The sequence below is a fragment of the Roseovarius sp. MBR-79 genome, from assembly GCF_053628555.1.
In genome coordinates, this window is sequence record NZ_JBRJGP010000007.1 from 153,120 (window position 1) to 166,977 (window position 13,858).

14 protein-coding genes and 1 pseudogene are annotated in these 13,858 nt (G+C 64.4%); 8 read left to right on the plus strand and 7 right to left on the minus strand.

What is annotated here, in order from left to right:
• The first annotated feature begins 148 nt into the window (after nt 1–148).
• The 4 genes and pseudogenes from ACSSV8_RS09330 to ACSSV8_RS09345 all read left to right on the plus strand — a co-directional run.
• The gene (locus ACSSV8_RS09330; protein ID WP_454282249.1) at nt 149–451 is read left to right on the plus strand and encodes an antifreeze protein; all 303 of its coding nucleotides are present in this window, start codon (nt 149–151) and stop codon (nt 449–451) included.
• A gap of 78 nt (nt 452–529) precedes the next feature.
• Nucleotides 530–2,728: an excinuclease ABC subunit UvrB gene (gene uvrB, locus ACSSV8_RS09335; RefSeq protein ID WP_454282250.1), complete on the plus strand. Its 2,199-nt coding sequence runs from the start codon at nt 530–532 to the stop codon at nt 2,726–2,728.
• 25 nt (nt 2,729–2,753) lie between these two features.
• Nucleotides 2,754–3,323, plus strand: a complete 570-nt coding sequence (locus ACSSV8_RS09340) for a hypothetical protein (RefSeq protein ID WP_454282251.1) — start codon at nt 2,754–2,756, stop codon at nt 3,321–3,323.
• Nucleotides 3,324–3,517: 194 nt separating this feature from the next.
• Nucleotides 3,518–3,733, plus strand: a pseudogene (locus tag ACSSV8_RS09345) (UvrB/UvrC motif-containing protein); the annotation flags it as partial.
• A gap of 66 nt (nt 3,734–3,799) precedes the next feature.
• On the opposite strand, the gene ruvB reads toward ACSSV8_RS09345, so the two are convergent.
• The 3 genes from ruvB to ruvC are packed head-to-tail and all read right to left on the minus strand — an operon-like array spanning nt 3,800 to nt 5,979.
• Nucleotides 3,800–4,828 carry a Holliday junction branch migration DNA helicase RuvB gene (gene ruvB / locus ACSSV8_RS09350; protein WP_454282252.1) on the minus strand — a complete coding sequence of 343 codons (1,029 nt, stop codon included), beginning with the start codon at nt 4,826–4,828 and terminating at the stop codon, nt 3,800–3,802.
• A 3-nt stretch (nt 4,829–4,831) separates the two neighbouring features.
• The gene (gene ruvA, locus ACSSV8_RS09355; RefSeq protein WP_454282253.1) at nt 4,832–5,497 is read right to left on the minus strand and encodes a Holliday junction branch migration protein RuvA; all 666 of its coding nucleotides are present in this window, start codon (nt 5,495–5,497) and stop codon (nt 4,832–4,834) included.
• On the minus strand, nt 5,494–5,979 hold the full coding sequence (gene ruvC / locus ACSSV8_RS09360; RefSeq protein ID WP_454282254.1) for a crossover junction endodeoxyribonuclease RuvC: 486 nt from the start codon (nt 5,977–5,979) through the stop codon (nt 5,494–5,496). Before ruvC ends, ruvA begins: the two co-directional genes overlap by 4 nt.
• Before the next feature lie 203 nt (nt 5,980–6,182).
• On the opposite strand from ruvC, the gene ACSSV8_RS09365 reads away from it, so the two are divergent.
• A complete protein-coding gene (locus tag ACSSV8_RS09365; RefSeq protein ID WP_454282255.1) occupies nt 6,183–6,380 on the plus strand; it encodes a DUF1127 domain-containing protein in 198 nt (65 codons plus the stop codon).
• 73 nt (nt 6,381–6,453) lie between these two features.
• Here the strand turns inward: ACSSV8_RS09365 and ACSSV8_RS09370 are convergent, their stop codons facing one another.
• The 4 genes from ACSSV8_RS09370 to ACSSV8_RS09385 all read right to left on the minus strand — a co-directional run bounded on the left by ACSSV8_RS09370 (nt 6,454) and on the right by ACSSV8_RS09385 (nt 11,347).
• Entirely contained in the window at nt 6,454–6,798 is a 345-nt protein-coding gene (locus ACSSV8_RS09370) for a hypothetical protein (protein WP_354537975.1), read from the minus strand.
• A 107-nt stretch (nt 6,799–6,905) separates the two neighbouring features.
• Nucleotides 6,906–7,778 carry a 50S ribosomal protein L11 methyltransferase gene (locus ACSSV8_RS09375; RefSeq protein ID WP_354537976.1) on the minus strand — a complete coding sequence of 291 codons (873 nt, stop codon included), beginning with the start codon at nt 7,776–7,778 and terminating at the stop codon, nt 6,906–6,908.
• A 15-nt stretch (nt 7,779–7,793) separates the two neighbouring features.
• Nucleotides 7,794–9,026, minus strand: a complete 1,233-nt coding sequence (locus tag ACSSV8_RS09380) for an MFS transporter (RefSeq protein WP_354537977.1) — start codon at nt 9,024–9,026, stop codon at nt 7,794–7,796.
• A 125-nt stretch (nt 9,027–9,151) separates the two neighbouring features.
• The gene (locus ACSSV8_RS09385) at nt 9,152–11,347 is read right to left on the minus strand and encodes a primosomal protein N' (RefSeq protein WP_454282256.1); all 2,196 of its coding nucleotides are present in this window, start codon (nt 11,345–11,347) and stop codon (nt 9,152–9,154) included.
• Nucleotides 11,348–11,437: 90 nt separating this feature from the next.
• Between ACSSV8_RS09385 and fsa the strand changes: the two genes are divergently transcribed.
• The 3 genes from fsa (at nt 11,438) to ACSSV8_RS09400 (ending at nt 13,788) form a co-directional block, all read left to right on the plus strand.
• A complete protein-coding gene (fsa, locus tag ACSSV8_RS09390) occupies nt 11,438–12,091 on the plus strand; it encodes a fructose-6-phosphate aldolase (protein WP_454282257.1) in 654 nt (217 codons plus the stop codon).
• A gap of 144 nt (nt 12,092–12,235) precedes the next feature.
• The gene (locus ACSSV8_RS09395) at nt 12,236–13,222 is read left to right on the plus strand and encodes a DNA cytosine methyltransferase (RefSeq protein ID WP_454282258.1); all 987 of its coding nucleotides are present in this window, start codon (nt 12,236–12,238) and stop codon (nt 13,220–13,222) included.
• Entirely contained in the window at nt 13,219–13,788 is a 570-nt protein-coding gene (locus ACSSV8_RS09400; RefSeq protein WP_454282259.1) for an HNH endonuclease, read from the plus strand. Before ACSSV8_RS09395 ends, ACSSV8_RS09400 begins: the two co-directional genes overlap by 4 nt.
• The last annotated feature ends 70 nt before the right edge of the window (nt 13,789–13,858 follow it).

Sequence of the window (13,858 nt, forward strand, 5' to 3'; positions counted from 1 at the left end):
ACGCAAGCCCCATCATTCGGACCCCCACCGCAGAACATCTCGACCGCAGCTGCTGTCTCTGGCAGGTGCAGGACATGCCCGAAAAGAAATGCTGCACCGCAGCATAAACCGTGCTATAGAGCAGGCAACCCCTGAAAGGACTCACATCGTGCATCCGCTGGCCCACCTTCACCTGACCAACATCATCGCCCCCAGCCTCGAGCTTTTCGCCGAGGCGCAGATGGTCGTCACCATGCGTCTGGCCGGCCTGGCGGGGCTCTGGCCCGTCGGGACCGACGAAACCCACCGCATGATCGCCGAGAAAGGCCCGGCGCTGATGAATGCGGCAGCCGAAGCCGGGACCGCCGCGCTTGGCGGGCAGCGTCTTGACGAGATCCTGCTTGCCGCCATCACCCCGCTCACGGGGATCGCGCGCGACAACCGGCGGCGCCTCTGCGCCACTCGGGCCTGAGATCACCGCAAGAAGACGCGCAGATTGACCTTGCACGCAGCGGCAAAAGCCCCATCCTTTCGCCAAGAAGGAGGCCCGATGCCCTACGCCCATTCCGACAAGACCGAGGCCGTGCTGAACAATCCCGCGCCCGATCTGCGCGCGCGCGAAAAGCTTGAAGGTGGCCGGCGGTTTGTCCTGCATACCGAATTTCAGCCCGCCGGCGACCAGCCAACCGCCATTGCGGAACTGAGCACGGGCATCCGGGACGGCGAGCGCGATCAGGTGCTTCTGGGTGCCACCGGCACCGGCAAGACCTTCACCATGGCCAAGGTGATCGAAGAGACGCAGCGCCCCGCCATCATCCTTGCCCCCAACAAGACACTGGCAGCGCAGCTTTACGGCGAGTTCAAGGGGTTCTTTCCCGAAAACGCGGTCGAGTATTTCGTGAGCTATTACGACTATTACCAGCCCGAGGCCTATGTCGCCCGCAGCGACACCTATATCGAGAAGGAATCCCAGATCAACGAACAGATCGACCGGATGCGCCACTCGGCCACGCGCGCGCTTCTGGAACGCGATGACGTGATCATCGTGGCCTCGGTGTCGTGCATCTACGGCATCGGCTCGGTCGAGACCTACGGCGCGATGACGCAGGATCTGAAGGTTGGCGACAGCTATGACCAGCGCCAGATCATGGCCGATCTGGTGGCGCAACAATATCGCCGCAACGATCAGGCCTTCCAGCGCGGCTCTTTCCGGGTGCGCGGTGACAGCGTCGAGATTTTCCCCGCCCACCTCGAGGATCGCGCCTGGCGGCTCAGCTTCTTCGGCGAGGAGTTGGAAAGCATCACCGAGTTTGATCCGCTGACCGGCGAGAAGACCGACAGCTTCGAGAAAATCCGCATCTATGCCAATTCGCATTACGTGACGCCCAAACCCACGATGCAGCAGGCCATTCAGGGCATCAAGCGCGAGCTTCGCCAGCGGCTTGACCAGTTGGTGAACGAAGGCAAGCTTCTGGAGGCGCAGCGGCTGGAACAGCGCACCAATTTCGATCTGGAGATGCTGGAGGCAACCGGTGTCTGCAACGGGATCGAGAACTATTCGCGTTATCTGACGGGCCGCGCCCCCGGAGAGCCGCCCCCCACCCTCTTTGAGTTCATCCCCGACAATGCCATCGTCTTTGCGGATGAATCCCACGTCTCGGTGCCCCAGATCGGCGGCATGTACAAAGGCGACTACCGGCGCAAGTTCACCCTTGCCGAGCACGGCTTTCGCCTGCCCTCCTGCATGGACAACCGCCCTCTCAAGTTCGAGGAATGGGACGCCATGCGCCCGCAATCGGTCTTTGTTTCCGCCACCCCCGCCAAATGGGAGATCGAGCAAACGGGGGGCGTCTTTACCGAACAGGTGATCCGCCCCACCGGCCTTCTCGATCCGCAGGTCGAGATCCGGCCCGTGGAGACGCAGGTGGATGATCTTCTGGACGAGGTGCGCCGCGTGGCGGCCGATGGCTACCGGGTTCTTGTCACCACGCTGACCAAGCGCATGGCCGAGGACCTGACCGAATACCTGCACGAACAGGGCATCCGCGTGCGCTACATGCATAGTGACATCGACACCATCGAGCGGATCGAGATCCTGCGGGACCTGCGCCTTGGTGCCTTCGACGTGCTGATCGGCATCAACCTTTTGCGCGAGGGGCTGGATATCCCCGAATGTGGCCTCGTCGCCATTCTGGACGCCGACAAGGAGGGCTTCCTGCGCTCGGAAACCTCGCTGATCCAGACCATCGGGCGGGCGGCGCGCAACGCCGAGGGGCGCGTGATCATGTATGCCGACCGCATCACCGGCTCGATGGAACGCGCCCTGGCCGAGACCGACCGCCGCCGCGCCAAGCAGATCGCCTATAACGAGGCCCACGGCATCACCCCGGCCACCATCCGCAAGAATGTCGATGACATCCTGCAAGGGCTCTACAAGGGCGACGTGGACATGAACCGCGTGACCGCAAAGGTCGACAAGCCGCTTGTGGGCGCCAATCTTGCCGCCGTGCTCGACGGGTTGCGCACCGATATGCGCAAGGCGGCCGAGAATCTGGAATTCGAGGAAGCCGCCCGCCTGCGCGACGAGGTCAAGCGGCTGGAAGCGGTGGAACTGGCCGTGGCCGACGATCCGCTGGCGCGGCAACAGGCGGTGGAAAAGGCGAGCGACGCCGCCGTAGGGTCGCGCGGGCGATCAACGGCAGGACGGCCGGGGCAGCGCGGGGGGAATGTGAAGCGGCGGGGGCGGTGAAGCTAATTGTGAAAATGGATTCCGAATGCGATTTCCAAAAACAAATATCAAGGTAGAAATAGAAGTTCCTCAAGAATACGAGCTTTTCGGAGGCTTGTTTGGGCCGCTTGGCCTTTTCGCTTTTGCCTTTGTAAGACTTGAGCGAACTCTCTCGTGGTCATATGCCGTGGCAAATACAGACTGCAACAGATTGGATGCATCAATTTTGCTCCACAAGGCCGCTGAATTTGAAGGGAGCAACAAGCGCACTTCGCAGAGAATTTCAAAGTGGTTTAATACGATAAAAGCAAAGCCAGACGCTAATCGTTGGCTCTCGGATTTAAACAAGCTTAGATCTGGTATCGAGAAATTAAATAAACATCGCAATCGACTAATTCACGATTCTTCAGGCATTATTTCTCAGTCATTCGGTTCTACGTGTTTCTCTGCACCAGAGTTTCATTTCACCCAACAAATGAAATCTGGCAAAACCATAACAAAGCGGTATTCAGCGAGCATGCTCAACCAGCTTGTCGATGACACCCTTTCATTCAAAGTGGAAATACGTCGACTTACGACCATCATAATTCCAGATTCTCCCAACATAGAACTTTAGCCAAACCTGCCAAACACATTACGAACATTCCGAATATGTCCGTCAAGCCGCTGCATTAATAACTGTGTCCTAGGTGTTTGATCCCGCATGATCGCGTCATGCAAAACCGAAATTCCCCCCCCCTTTCTCCAGAGGTCTGGCTGCACGATCTCTTCGCCTCAAAATCCGTCCAACAGGGCATCGTGATCCGGTGCAAGGCGGCCGAGAATCTGGAATTCGAGGAAGCCGCCCGCCTGCGCGACGAGGTCAAGCGGCTGGAAGCGGTGGAACTGGCCGTGGCCGACGATCCGCTGGCGCGGCAACAGGCGGTGGAAAAGGCGAGCGACGCCGCCGTAGGGTCGCGCGGGCGATCAACGGCAGGACGGCCGGGGCAAAGGGGCGGGAATGTGAAGCGGCGGGGGAAGGGGTAGCGGCGCGTATTCTCTTTGCCTCTGTTTCCGGTATCCATACCCGCCCTCTGTCCGGGTGTCCGTCGCTCAGGCCTCGAAAAGATCGCTCTGCCCCTTGGGCCCCGGCGCTTCCAGCCCCAGATGCCGCCACGTCGCCTGCGTCAGCATCCGGCCGCGCGGGGTGCGCTGGATGAGACCCTGCTGAAGGAGGAACGGCTCGATCACCTCTTCCAGCGCGTCGCGGCTTTCAGACAAAGCCGCCGACAGCGTCTCGATCCCCACCGGCCCGCCGCCATAGGCCTCGGCAATCAGGCGCAGATAGCGCCGGTCGGCCCCATCCAGCCCCAGGTGATCCACCCCCAGCCGGGTCAGAGAGCTATCGGCCAGCGCGCGGCTGATCCGCCCGCCGCCCTCGACCACCGCGAAATCAACCACCCGGCGCAAGAGGCGGCCCGCAATGCGCGGCGTGCCGCGCGCGCGCCGGGCAATCTCGCGCGCGCCGTCATCCTCGGTGGGGATGTTCAGAAGCCGCGCGTTGCGGGTGACGATCTCGTGCAATTCGTCGATCTCGTAGAATTGCAGGCGCGTGGGGATGCCGAAGCGGTCGCGCAAGGGCGTGGTCAGAAGGCCCAGCCGCGTCGTCGCCCCCACCAGCGTGAAGGGCTGCAATTCGATCCGCACGGTGCGCGCGGCGGGGCCGGAGCCGATCACCAGATCAAGCTCGAAATCCTCCATCGCGGGATACAGCACCTCCTCCACCGCCGGGTTGAGGCGGTGGATTTCATCAATGAAGAGCACATCGTTGCGCTCCAGATTGGTCAGGATCGCCGCCAGATCGCCCGCCTTGGCCAGCACGGGGCCAGAGGTCATGCGAAACCCCACCCCCAGTTCGCGCGCCATGATCTGCGCCAGCGTCGTCTTGCCCAGACCGGGAGGGCCGTGAAAGAGCGTGTGATCCATCGCCTCGCCGCGCTGCCGCGCCGATTGGATGAAGACCGCCAGATTGGCCCGCGCCTCGCGCTGCCCGATGAATTCGGACAGGGCCTGAGGCCGCAAGCTGCGGTCAAGGTCTTCGGGCAGGGGATCAGGGCGCAAGGTCGGGTCGGGATCGGTCATGTCCTACCCCTTCGGTGCCAGAAGCCGCAGCGCGGCGCGGATCAGCGCCGTCGTGTCGGCCTGCCCGTCCGCGCCCGCCGCCTGTGCCACGGCACCCGCCGCCTCGCCGGGGGCGTAGCCCAGATTTGTGAGGGCCGAGAGCGCCTCGGCCTGCGCGCCAGGGCTGGCCGGGGCCAGCGGCGCGCGCGCAGGGGCCGTCTCGATCACCGCATCCTCGGCCCCTGCCTCGGGCGTGGCCGTGGGGGCCATCTCCCCCATCGCCATCACCGCGGGGGCCTTGTCCTTCAACTCGTTCACCACCCGCTGCGCGGTCTTGGCGCCGATGCCCTTGGCCGCCGTCACCGAATGCCAATCCCCCAGCGTGATCGCGCGGCTGACCCCATCGGGGCCGAGCGCGCCCAGAATGGCCAGCGATGCCTTGGCCCCCACCCCCTGCACGCTCATCAGAAGGCGGTGCCATTCCTTTTCCACCAGCGTCGGAAAGCCGAAGAGCTGCAACAGGTCCTCGCGCACCAGCAGATCGGTATAAAGGGCCGCCATGCCGCCCACGCCCGGAAGGGCTGCCAGCGTGCGCTCCGAGCAATGCACGATATAGCCCACGCCGCGCACGTCGATCAGCACATGATCGGGCCCGCGCCAGTCGATCCGCCCGGCAACACGCCCGATCATGCCACCGCCCGCCCGGTGTGACGCCCGTAATGCGCATGACAGATCGCCACCGCCAGCGCATCCGCCGCGTCGGGGCCTGCCAGCACCACGCCGGGAAGCTGCACCTTGACCATATGCGCCACCTGCTCCTTGGCGGCGTGACCCACGCCCACCACAGTCTTTTTCACCCGGTTGGGCGAATATTCACCCACCGTAAGCCCGTATTGTGCGGGCACCAGAAGCGCCACGCCCCGCGCCTGCCCCAGCTTGAGCGTGCCCGCCCCGTCCTTGTTGACGAATGTCTGCTCGATCGCCGCCGCCTCGGGCGCAAACCGTTGCACGATATCCGTCAACTGTTCATAGAGAGACAGGAGGCGCGCGCCCAGATCGTCGCCCGTGGAATGGCACACGCCATTGGCAATATGGCTCAGACGGCTGCCCGTCACCTCGATCATACCCCAGCCGAGATTGCGCAATCCGGGGTCGATGCCCAATACCCTCATACCGCATGCCCTGCCCTGTTTTTCCCCAACTAGCACGAAACAGGAACAAACGCCAAGCGGAATGCGCGCGGACCCGCCCTCGAGCCTTGCGAAAATCGCATAAGGACTATGCAGGAACGCCCGCTTGCGGAACGGGTATCCTCCCATTAGGTCGCGTGCAGCAACGGAAATCTCCGATACTGTTATTCCAAGGAACGAAACCCATGGCCCTGCTTGACACCACCCGCGCGCCTGCGCACAGCCTTGCCACCCCCGGCCTTTTCGCGCGCCTTCTCGGCGCGTTTCTGTCGTGGAACGACCGCCGCGCCACGCGCAAGGCGCTCGCCCGTCTGAGCGACCGCGAGCTTGAGGATATCGGCCTCTGCCGGGGCGATATCGACGCCATCGCGCGCCGGTTCTGAACCGCGCCCCATGGCACACAAAAGCCCTGCCCGGCCAAGGCCGCGCAGGGCTTTTTCCTGTCTCGTGCCGACGTTACCGCAAAAGAGGCGAAAGGTAGCCGGCGATCATTCCGGTCAAGGGGTCGGGGCGCATGACATAGGCACCGACCTGCTCCATCGCATTGCCCTCGGCCAGCAGGCCAATGCGTTCTTCGTAGGTCGCCCCGCCCAGATGCGCCAGCACCACCGCCTTGAAGAAGGCAAACCCGAGGACGAGATAGAGAAGGCCACGCAGGGGGATCGCGGGCAGGCGGCGCTTGGGCCTGAACTCGATCAACCCGTCGTCACGCACCTTGCCCATGTAGCCACGCGCGAGGCGGGCACGTTTGAGGTCGATCCGGCGGACCCGCTTGGCGAAACCGTGGTGAATGTCAGCCATGGCAACAATCCTGTATCGCAGCCCCCACCGTGATGCGTCAGTCATAAGGTCGAATTGTGGCATGATCAAGGCAAGCGGCGCGCTTGAGGCCAGTTTTCGACTTATTTTCAATGGTTTTTAGACATAGTCAGCGTCGACCAGTCACCAATTCTTGCGTGATGGTCAAGACTGTTTCCAAGCCCTGAATAAACGCCGATCACCTCTTCGGCCTGCTCGTTCAGCAGGCCCGACAGAATCACCTTCCCACCCAGTCTCAGGCTCTCGGTGATGCCCGGTGCCAGCGCCATCAGGGGCCCCTTGAGGATATTGGCGAAGATCAGATCATACGGCGCACCGGCACGCAACGCGGGATGCGCCAGCCCCTCGGCCTCGAACACGCGCACCCGGGTGCCAAGCCCGTTCGCCGCCACATTCACTTCCGCCACCTCGACCGCCACCGCGTCGATATCCGATGCCAGCATCTCACCGGGCCAAATCTTCGCCGCAGCGATCGCCAGAACGGCCGTGCCACAGCCCAGATCGAGCACCGAGCGCCCGACAAAGCCCGCGCTCGCCAGCCGGTCGAGCGCCTGAAGACAGCCCAGCGTCGTGCCATGATGCCCGGTGCCAAAGGCCATCGACGCCTCGATCAAAAGCGGCTCCACCCCTTCCGGCACACGGTCTGCATCGTGACTGCCATAGACAAAGAACCGCCCTGCCACGACCGGGCTGAGATCGCGCCGCACCTTGGCCACCCAGTCCACCTCCGGCAGTTCCGATACGGTAAAGGGCCGCGCGTCATGCGCCGCCGCCAGAAGGTCGAGCGCGACCGCATCGGGTGTGGCCTCGAAATAGCCCCCTATCTCCCACAGGCCCGATCCGTCCTCCATCTCGAAACAGCCCACGCCCGTGGGCTCGGGCACCATGTCCTCCAGCGCCAGCGCCAGCGCCTCGGCACGGGTCTTGTCGTCAAGCGTGGTCAGCGCGGTCCATGTCGGCATGTGCAGTCCTTCGAATTACTCGGCAGGGGCAGGAACGAAGCGCGAGAACACCGTCTCATTGCCCGGCTCCGGGTGACGCGGGATCATCAGCGCCAGAACCAGCGACACGCAAGCCATGCCCGCCGCCAGCAGGAACACGCCCGCAGGCGCAACAAGCCAGACATAGCCCAGCGCCGCAGGCAGGAACACCGCCGCGATATGGTTGATGGTAAAGGCCACGGCGGCGGTGGGGGCGATGTCACCGGGATCGGCGATCTTCTGGAAATATGTCTTCAGCGCCAGCGCCAGCGAGAACAGGATGTGATCCACCACATAAAGCGTCGCCGCCATCAGCACGCCCCAGCCAAACAGGTAAATCCCGCCATAGGCCAGAAACACCAGCATAAGCCCGACATATTCGACCGTCAGGGTGTTGCGCTCGCCAAAACGGAACACGGCGCGCCCCATCAGCGGGGCCGCCACGATGTTGATCACGAGGTTGATCATGAATAGCGCCGTCACCTCATGCACGTCAAAGCCGAATTTCTCGACCATCATGAAGCCGGCGAACACGATGAAGATCTGCCGCCGCGCACCGGACATGAATTGCAGCGCGTAATAAAGCCAGTAGCGCCGCCGCAGCACCATCTTCTTGACCTGCGGATTGGGGGCCTCGAACCGCGGATAGGCGAAGAAACAGAACACCGCCACCAGCGCGGTAAACCCGCCCGACACCATGTAGACAAGGTTGTAGCTCAGATCGAAGGCCCGCCATGTCACCACGATGAGCGCATAGGCCACAAGCGTTGCGCCGGACCCGGCGGCCAGAAGCCAGCCCAGCATCTGCGGCGCGCGCAGCTTGTCGAGCCATTGCAGTTGCAGCGACTGATTTACCGTCTCGAAATAGTGAAAGCCGATGGAACTGAGCATGGTGATCGTCAAAATCCCGCCCAGTGTCGGGAAATGCGCCGTGAGCGCCGTCGCCACGCCAAGCAACAACAGGGAGATCAGAGCCAGCACCTGCTCATGCATCAGAATAATCAGCGCGATCACCCCAATGGCAAGGAATCCGGGGATTTCCCGCACCGTGTGCAGCCAGCCGATATCGGAGCCGTCAAACCCCGCCACCTCGATCACGAAATTGTTCAGAAGCGCCGACCAGGTGGCAAAGGCCACCGGCATCGCGGCGGCCATCAGGAACAAAAGCGTGACCGGACGCCGCCAGAAAGGCAGCGATTTGGCATCGGCAAGGGGAAACTGACGGCTCATGCCCATTCTCATACGCCCGAGGCGCGGGATTGGCGAGAGGCCCCGCTGACCCGCCGCCGAAATCTTCAAAAGATTTCGGACCGCTTTCTTTCCAAGAAAGCGGCGCGTCGCCCCGCCCGCGTCGCTCAATAGAAACTCTGCGGGTCGATATCCACCGCCAGCCGCATCTGCGCGGGCAGTTTCACCGGCCCGAGCCATTGCGCCAGCGCCGCCTGAAGGGCTGCCCCCTTGGGTGCCTTGACCAGAAGCCGCACACGGTGCCTCCCCCTTATGCGGGCAATCGGCGCGGGCGCGGGGCCAAAGACCTCGGCCCCCACCGCGCCAAGGGGGCCCGAATGCCGCGCCAGCCACCCGCCCAGATCGAACACGGCCTTCATGTCGGGCGACGACAGGATGATCCCCGCCATGCGCCCATAGGGCGGCACGCCCGCCGCCTGCCGCGCAGCCGCCTCGGCGCGCCAGAATCCCTCTTCGTCGCCGCCAAGGATCGCGCGGATCACCGGATGCTCGGGCTGATGGGTCTGCAAGAGCGCGCGTCCCGGCCGCTCGGCGCGCCCCGCCCGCCCCGCCACCTGCCGCATGAGCTGAAACGTGCGCTCGGCGGCGCGCAGGTCGGACCCCTGAAGCCCCAGATCGGCGTCGATCACCCCCACCAGCGTGAGCAGCGGGAAATTATGCCCCTTGGCCACAAGTTGCGTGCCGATGATGATATCGGCCCCGCCCGCCGCGATCTCGGCAATCTGCTCCTTCAACGCGCGCGCCGAGGCGAAGAGGTCCGAGGACAGCACCGCGATCCGCGCCTCGGGAAAGAGCGCCGCCGCCTCCTCGGCCAGCCGCTCCACACCCGGCCCGACGGGGGCCATCCGCCCTTCGACCCCGCAGGAGGGGCAGGCCAGCGGCACCGCTGCGCTCGCGCCGCATTGGTGGCAGACAAGGCGATTCTGAAAGCGGTGCTCGACCATGCGCGCGTCGCAGTGCTCGCAACCGATCTGATGACCGCAGGCGCGGCACACCGTCACCGGCGCATAACCGCGCCGGTTGAGAAACAGCATCGCCTGCTCGCCCAAGGCCAGCCGCGCCTTGACCGCCTGCCGCAGCGTCGGCGACACCCACCGCCCCGCCGGCACCGCCTCGGCACGCAGGTCTATCGCCGCCAGTTCCGGCATCACCGCCACGCCAAACCGCGCCGCCAGATCCAGCCGGTCGTATTTGCCCGCTTGCGCATTGGCCCAGCTCTCAAGGCTCGGCGTGGCCGAGGCCAGCACCACCCGCGCGCCGCATAGCGAGGCCCGGAGCACCGCCATATCCCGCGCATGATATAGCACGCCATCCTCCTGTTTGTAGGAGCCGTCATGCTCTTCATCCACCACGATCAACCCCAGATCGCGGAACGGCAGGAACAGAGCCGAGCGCGCGCCCACCACCATCTGCACGTCGCCTTCGCCCGCCATCTTCCAGACCCGGCGGCGCTCGGCCATGGTGGCACCCGAATGCCATTCGGCGGGCCGCGCACCAAAGCGCGCCTCGACCCTCGTCAGAAACTCCGCCGTGAGCGCGATCTCGGGCAGAAGCACCAGCGCCTGCCGCCCTTGGCGCAGACATTCGGCCACCGCCTCCAGATAGACCTCGGTCTTGCCCGAGCCGGTGACACCGCGCAACAGCGTCGTGCCATAGCCGCCACCGCGCACAGCACCGCAGAGCGTGGCCGCCGCTGCCGCCTGATCCTCGGTAAGCCGCTTGGCGGGCAGATCGGGGTCCAGCGTTGGATAGGGTGCGTCGCGCGGCGCGGCCTCCTCGATCAGCGCGCCTTGCGCCACCAGCCCCTTGACCACCGAGGCAGAGACCCCCGCCAGATCGCACAGATCCGTCAGGCCAAACCCCAGCCCGCCGTGATCGCGCAAGACCGCCAGCACCCGCGCGCGCGCCTCGGTCTGTCGCGCGGGCAGGCTCTCGCCCAGCCGGTAGACCTTGTGCGCGCCGGGCGGGTCAGCCAGCCCCGGCGCGCGCGTGGCCAACCGCAGCATCGCGGGCAGCGGCGTCAGCGTATACGCCGCCGCGCGCGCCAGAAAATCGCGCATCGCCGCATCCATAGGCGACAGATCGAGCACCTGGCCCACCTTGCGCGCCTTCCTGAGGTCAAAACCGCCCGCGCCCGGCCCCCAGACCACCCCCATGATGCGGCGCGGCCCCAGCGGCACCTCGACGAAATCGCCCGGACCCACGCCGCCCTCGGGTGCCAGATAATCGAGCGTGCCCCCCAACGGCTGCGCGGTTAGCACCGCCACCAGCGCCCCCTCGTCGAAATGCTCGGGCAGGCTCACGCTTGTCGCTCCTTTGCGGGGTTTCAGACCCCCGATCTATGCGGTAAAGGCTGTGCCGAGACAACCCAACCCGCCAGAGAGGGCCACGCCATGAAATTCTTCGTCGACACCGCCGAGATTGACCAGATCGCCGAGTTGAACGATCTGGGCATGGTCGATGGCGTGACCACCAACCCGTCGCTGATCCTGAAATCGGGGCGCGACATCCTCGAGGTCACGCGCGAGATCGCTGCCCTCGTCGATGGCCCGGTGAGTGCCGAAGTGGTGGCGCTCAACGCCGAGGACATGATCGCCGAGGGCCGCAAGCTTGCCGCCATTGCCGAGAATATCGCCGTCAAGGTGCCGCTGACATGGGACGGGCTCAAGGCCTGCAAGGTGCTCTCGGGCGAGGGCCACATGGTCAATGTCACGCTCTGTTTCTCGGCCAACCAGGCACTCTTGGCGGCCAAGGCGGGGGCCACGTTCATCTCGCCCTTCATCGGGCGGCTCGACGATATCAACCTCGACGGGATGGAAATCATCTCCGACATCCGCCAGATCTACGACAATTACGGCTTCGAAACGCAGATCCTCGCGGCCTCGATCCGCACCGTCAACCACGCCTATCAATCGGCGATGATCGGTGCCGACGTGATGACCGCACCGCCTGCCGTGATCAAGGCCATGGCCGCCCATGTCCTGACCGACAAGGGGCTGGCCACCTTCATGGCCGACTGGGAAAAGACCGGGCAGAAGATCATCTGAGCATATCAAGCGTTTCTTAACCGATACCCGACATACCGGAATGGCAGTTGCGGGGATATGCGCTCTGGCGGCGGCCCAAATCCACCCGCTCTCGACAAGATGTCGTTGCGCGCGTCCGGATTCTGCGGATATGTTGAGGACACTATGGGAAACAAGCGACAATTCCAGTCTGTCGAGTTCTGCGCCGGTGCCGGTGGTCAGGCGCTTGGGCTCGAACAGGCCGGGTTTGCGCATCGCCTGCTCGTCGACAACGATGCCGATTGCTGCGCGACGCTGCGGCTCAACCGCCCCGGCTGGCGGGTCGAGTGTGCCGACATGCGCGACTACGCGCCCCCCGATGTCGGGCCGGTCGATCTGCTTTCGGCCGGGCTTCCGTGCCCGCCGTTCTCCATCGCAGGCAAACAACTCGGCGAAAAGGATGATCGCAACCTTTTTCCAGCCGCGCTGCGGCTGATCGAGCATCTGTCGCCGCGCGTGGTGCTGATCGAGAATGTGCGCGGCTTCCTGTCATCGGGCTTCAAGGCCTACCGGCAAGAGATTGTCGACGGGTTTGACCGGCTCGGCTACGCGGTGGATTGGCGGCTCTATGACGCGCAGGCGTTCGGTGTGCCGCAAACGCGCTCGCGGGTGACGATCCTCGCCGCCCGACGCGCGATCTGGCCCTATCTCCGCTTTCCCGACGGCGGCACAGGGCGCGCCCCCGATGTCGGCACGGTGTTGCGCGATCTCATGGCGGAAAACGGCTGGCAACAGGCGGATAGCTGGGCGGCTACCGCGTCCGGCGTGGCCCCCACCATCGTCGGCGGCTCCAAGAAACACGGTGGCCCCGATCTCGGCCCTACGCGGGCGCGCGAGAAATGGCGTCAGATGGGCGTGAACGGTGGCAGTATCGCCGAAACCGCCCCGGCCCCGGATTTCACTGGCTTGCCACGGCTAACCACGCGCATGGTCGCCCGGCTGCAAGGTTTTCCCGACACCTGGCAGTTCACCGGCAAGAAGACCGCCGCCTACCGGCAGATCGGCAACGCCTTTCCACCGCCTGTCGCGCGCGCCCTTGGGCGGGCCATCGCCTCGGCCCTGACGGCCCATGACCTTGCCATCGAGCAGGAATGCAGGGTGGCGGCGGAATGACGCCGCGCCGGAGCGGCGGCGCACGCGCGCGGCTCCGCGCGCATTTCCTTGCCAATATCGGGCGCGTGATGGACTCGACCGAGTTGCGCGAGATATCGGGCGGGATTTCGGAATGGGCGCGCCGCGTGCGCGAACTCAGAACCGAAGAAGGGTATCTGATCCTGACGCATAACGATCTGGCCTCGCTCAAACCGGGCCAATACCTGCTCAACGACCCCAAACCGATCCCCGCTTTCGAGCGTGGCATATCCAAGGAAACCCGCGCCTTCGTGCTCGACCGCAACGGATTCACATGCCAGCAATGCGGTGCGGTCGCCGGAGAGCCGCACCCCTATGACCAGACCCGCAAGACGCGCCTGCAAATCGGTCATGTCATCGACAAATCGCAAGGCGGAACCGACGATCCCGGCAACCTGCGCGCGCTCTGTTCGGTCTGCAACGAGGGCGCAGCGAATCTGACGCTTGATCGGCCATCGCTTCACAAACTGCTGGTTCAGGTGCGCCGCGCCACGGCGGCAGATCAGAAAAGCCTGCTGGACTGGCTCAAGACAAAGTTCGGGCCATGACACGAACAAACGCCGTCACCACAGGCCCCGCATTTTCTTGCGGCATTCCGTGCCGGCATCTGCTAACCTG

Bases quoted from the DNA above. Each gene is read 5' to 3' on its own strand.
- uvrB (WP_454282250.1), top strand. From the start codon at position 530: ATGCCCTACGCCCATTCCGACAAGACCGAGGCCGTGCTGAACAATCCC.
- ACSSV8_RS09340 (WP_454282251.1), top strand. From the start codon at position 2,754: ATGCGATTTCCAAAAACAAATATCAAGGTAGAAATAGAAGTTCCTCAA.
- ruvB (WP_454282252.1), bottom strand. From the start codon at position 4,828: ATGACCGATCCCGACCCGACCTTGCGCCCTGATCCCCTGCCCGAAGAC.
- ruvA (WP_454282253.1), bottom strand. From the start codon at position 5,497: ATGATCGGGCGTGTTGCCGGGCGGATCGACTGGCGCGGGCCCGATCAT.
- ruvC (WP_454282254.1), bottom strand. From the start codon at position 5,979: ATGAGGGTATTGGGCATCGACCCCGGATTGCGCAATCTCGGCTGGGGT.
- ACSSV8_RS09365 (WP_454282255.1), top strand. From the start codon at position 6,183: ATGGCCCTGCTTGACACCACCCGCGCGCCTGCGCACAGCCTTGCCACC.
- ACSSV8_RS09370 (WP_354537975.1), bottom strand. From the start codon at position 6,798: ATGGCTGACATTCACCACGGTTTCGCCAAGCGGGTCCGCCGGATCGAC.
- ACSSV8_RS09375 (WP_354537976.1), bottom strand. From the start codon at position 7,778: ATGCCGACATGGACCGCGCTGACCACGCTTGACGACAAGACCCGTGCC.
- ACSSV8_RS09380 (WP_354537977.1), bottom strand. From the start codon at position 9,026: ATGAGCCGTCAGTTTCCCCTTGCCGATGCCAAATCGCTGCCTTTCTGG.
- fsa (WP_454282257.1), top strand. From the start codon at position 11,438: ATGAAATTCTTCGTCGACACCGCCGAGATTGACCAGATCGCCGAGTTG.
- ACSSV8_RS09395 (WP_454282258.1), top strand. From the start codon at position 12,236: ATGGGAAACAAGCGACAATTCCAGTCTGTCGAGTTCTGCGCCGGTGCC.
- ACSSV8_RS09400 (WP_454282259.1), top strand. From the start codon at position 13,219: ATGACGCCGCGCCGGAGCGGCGGCGCACGCGCGCGGCTCCGCGCGCAT.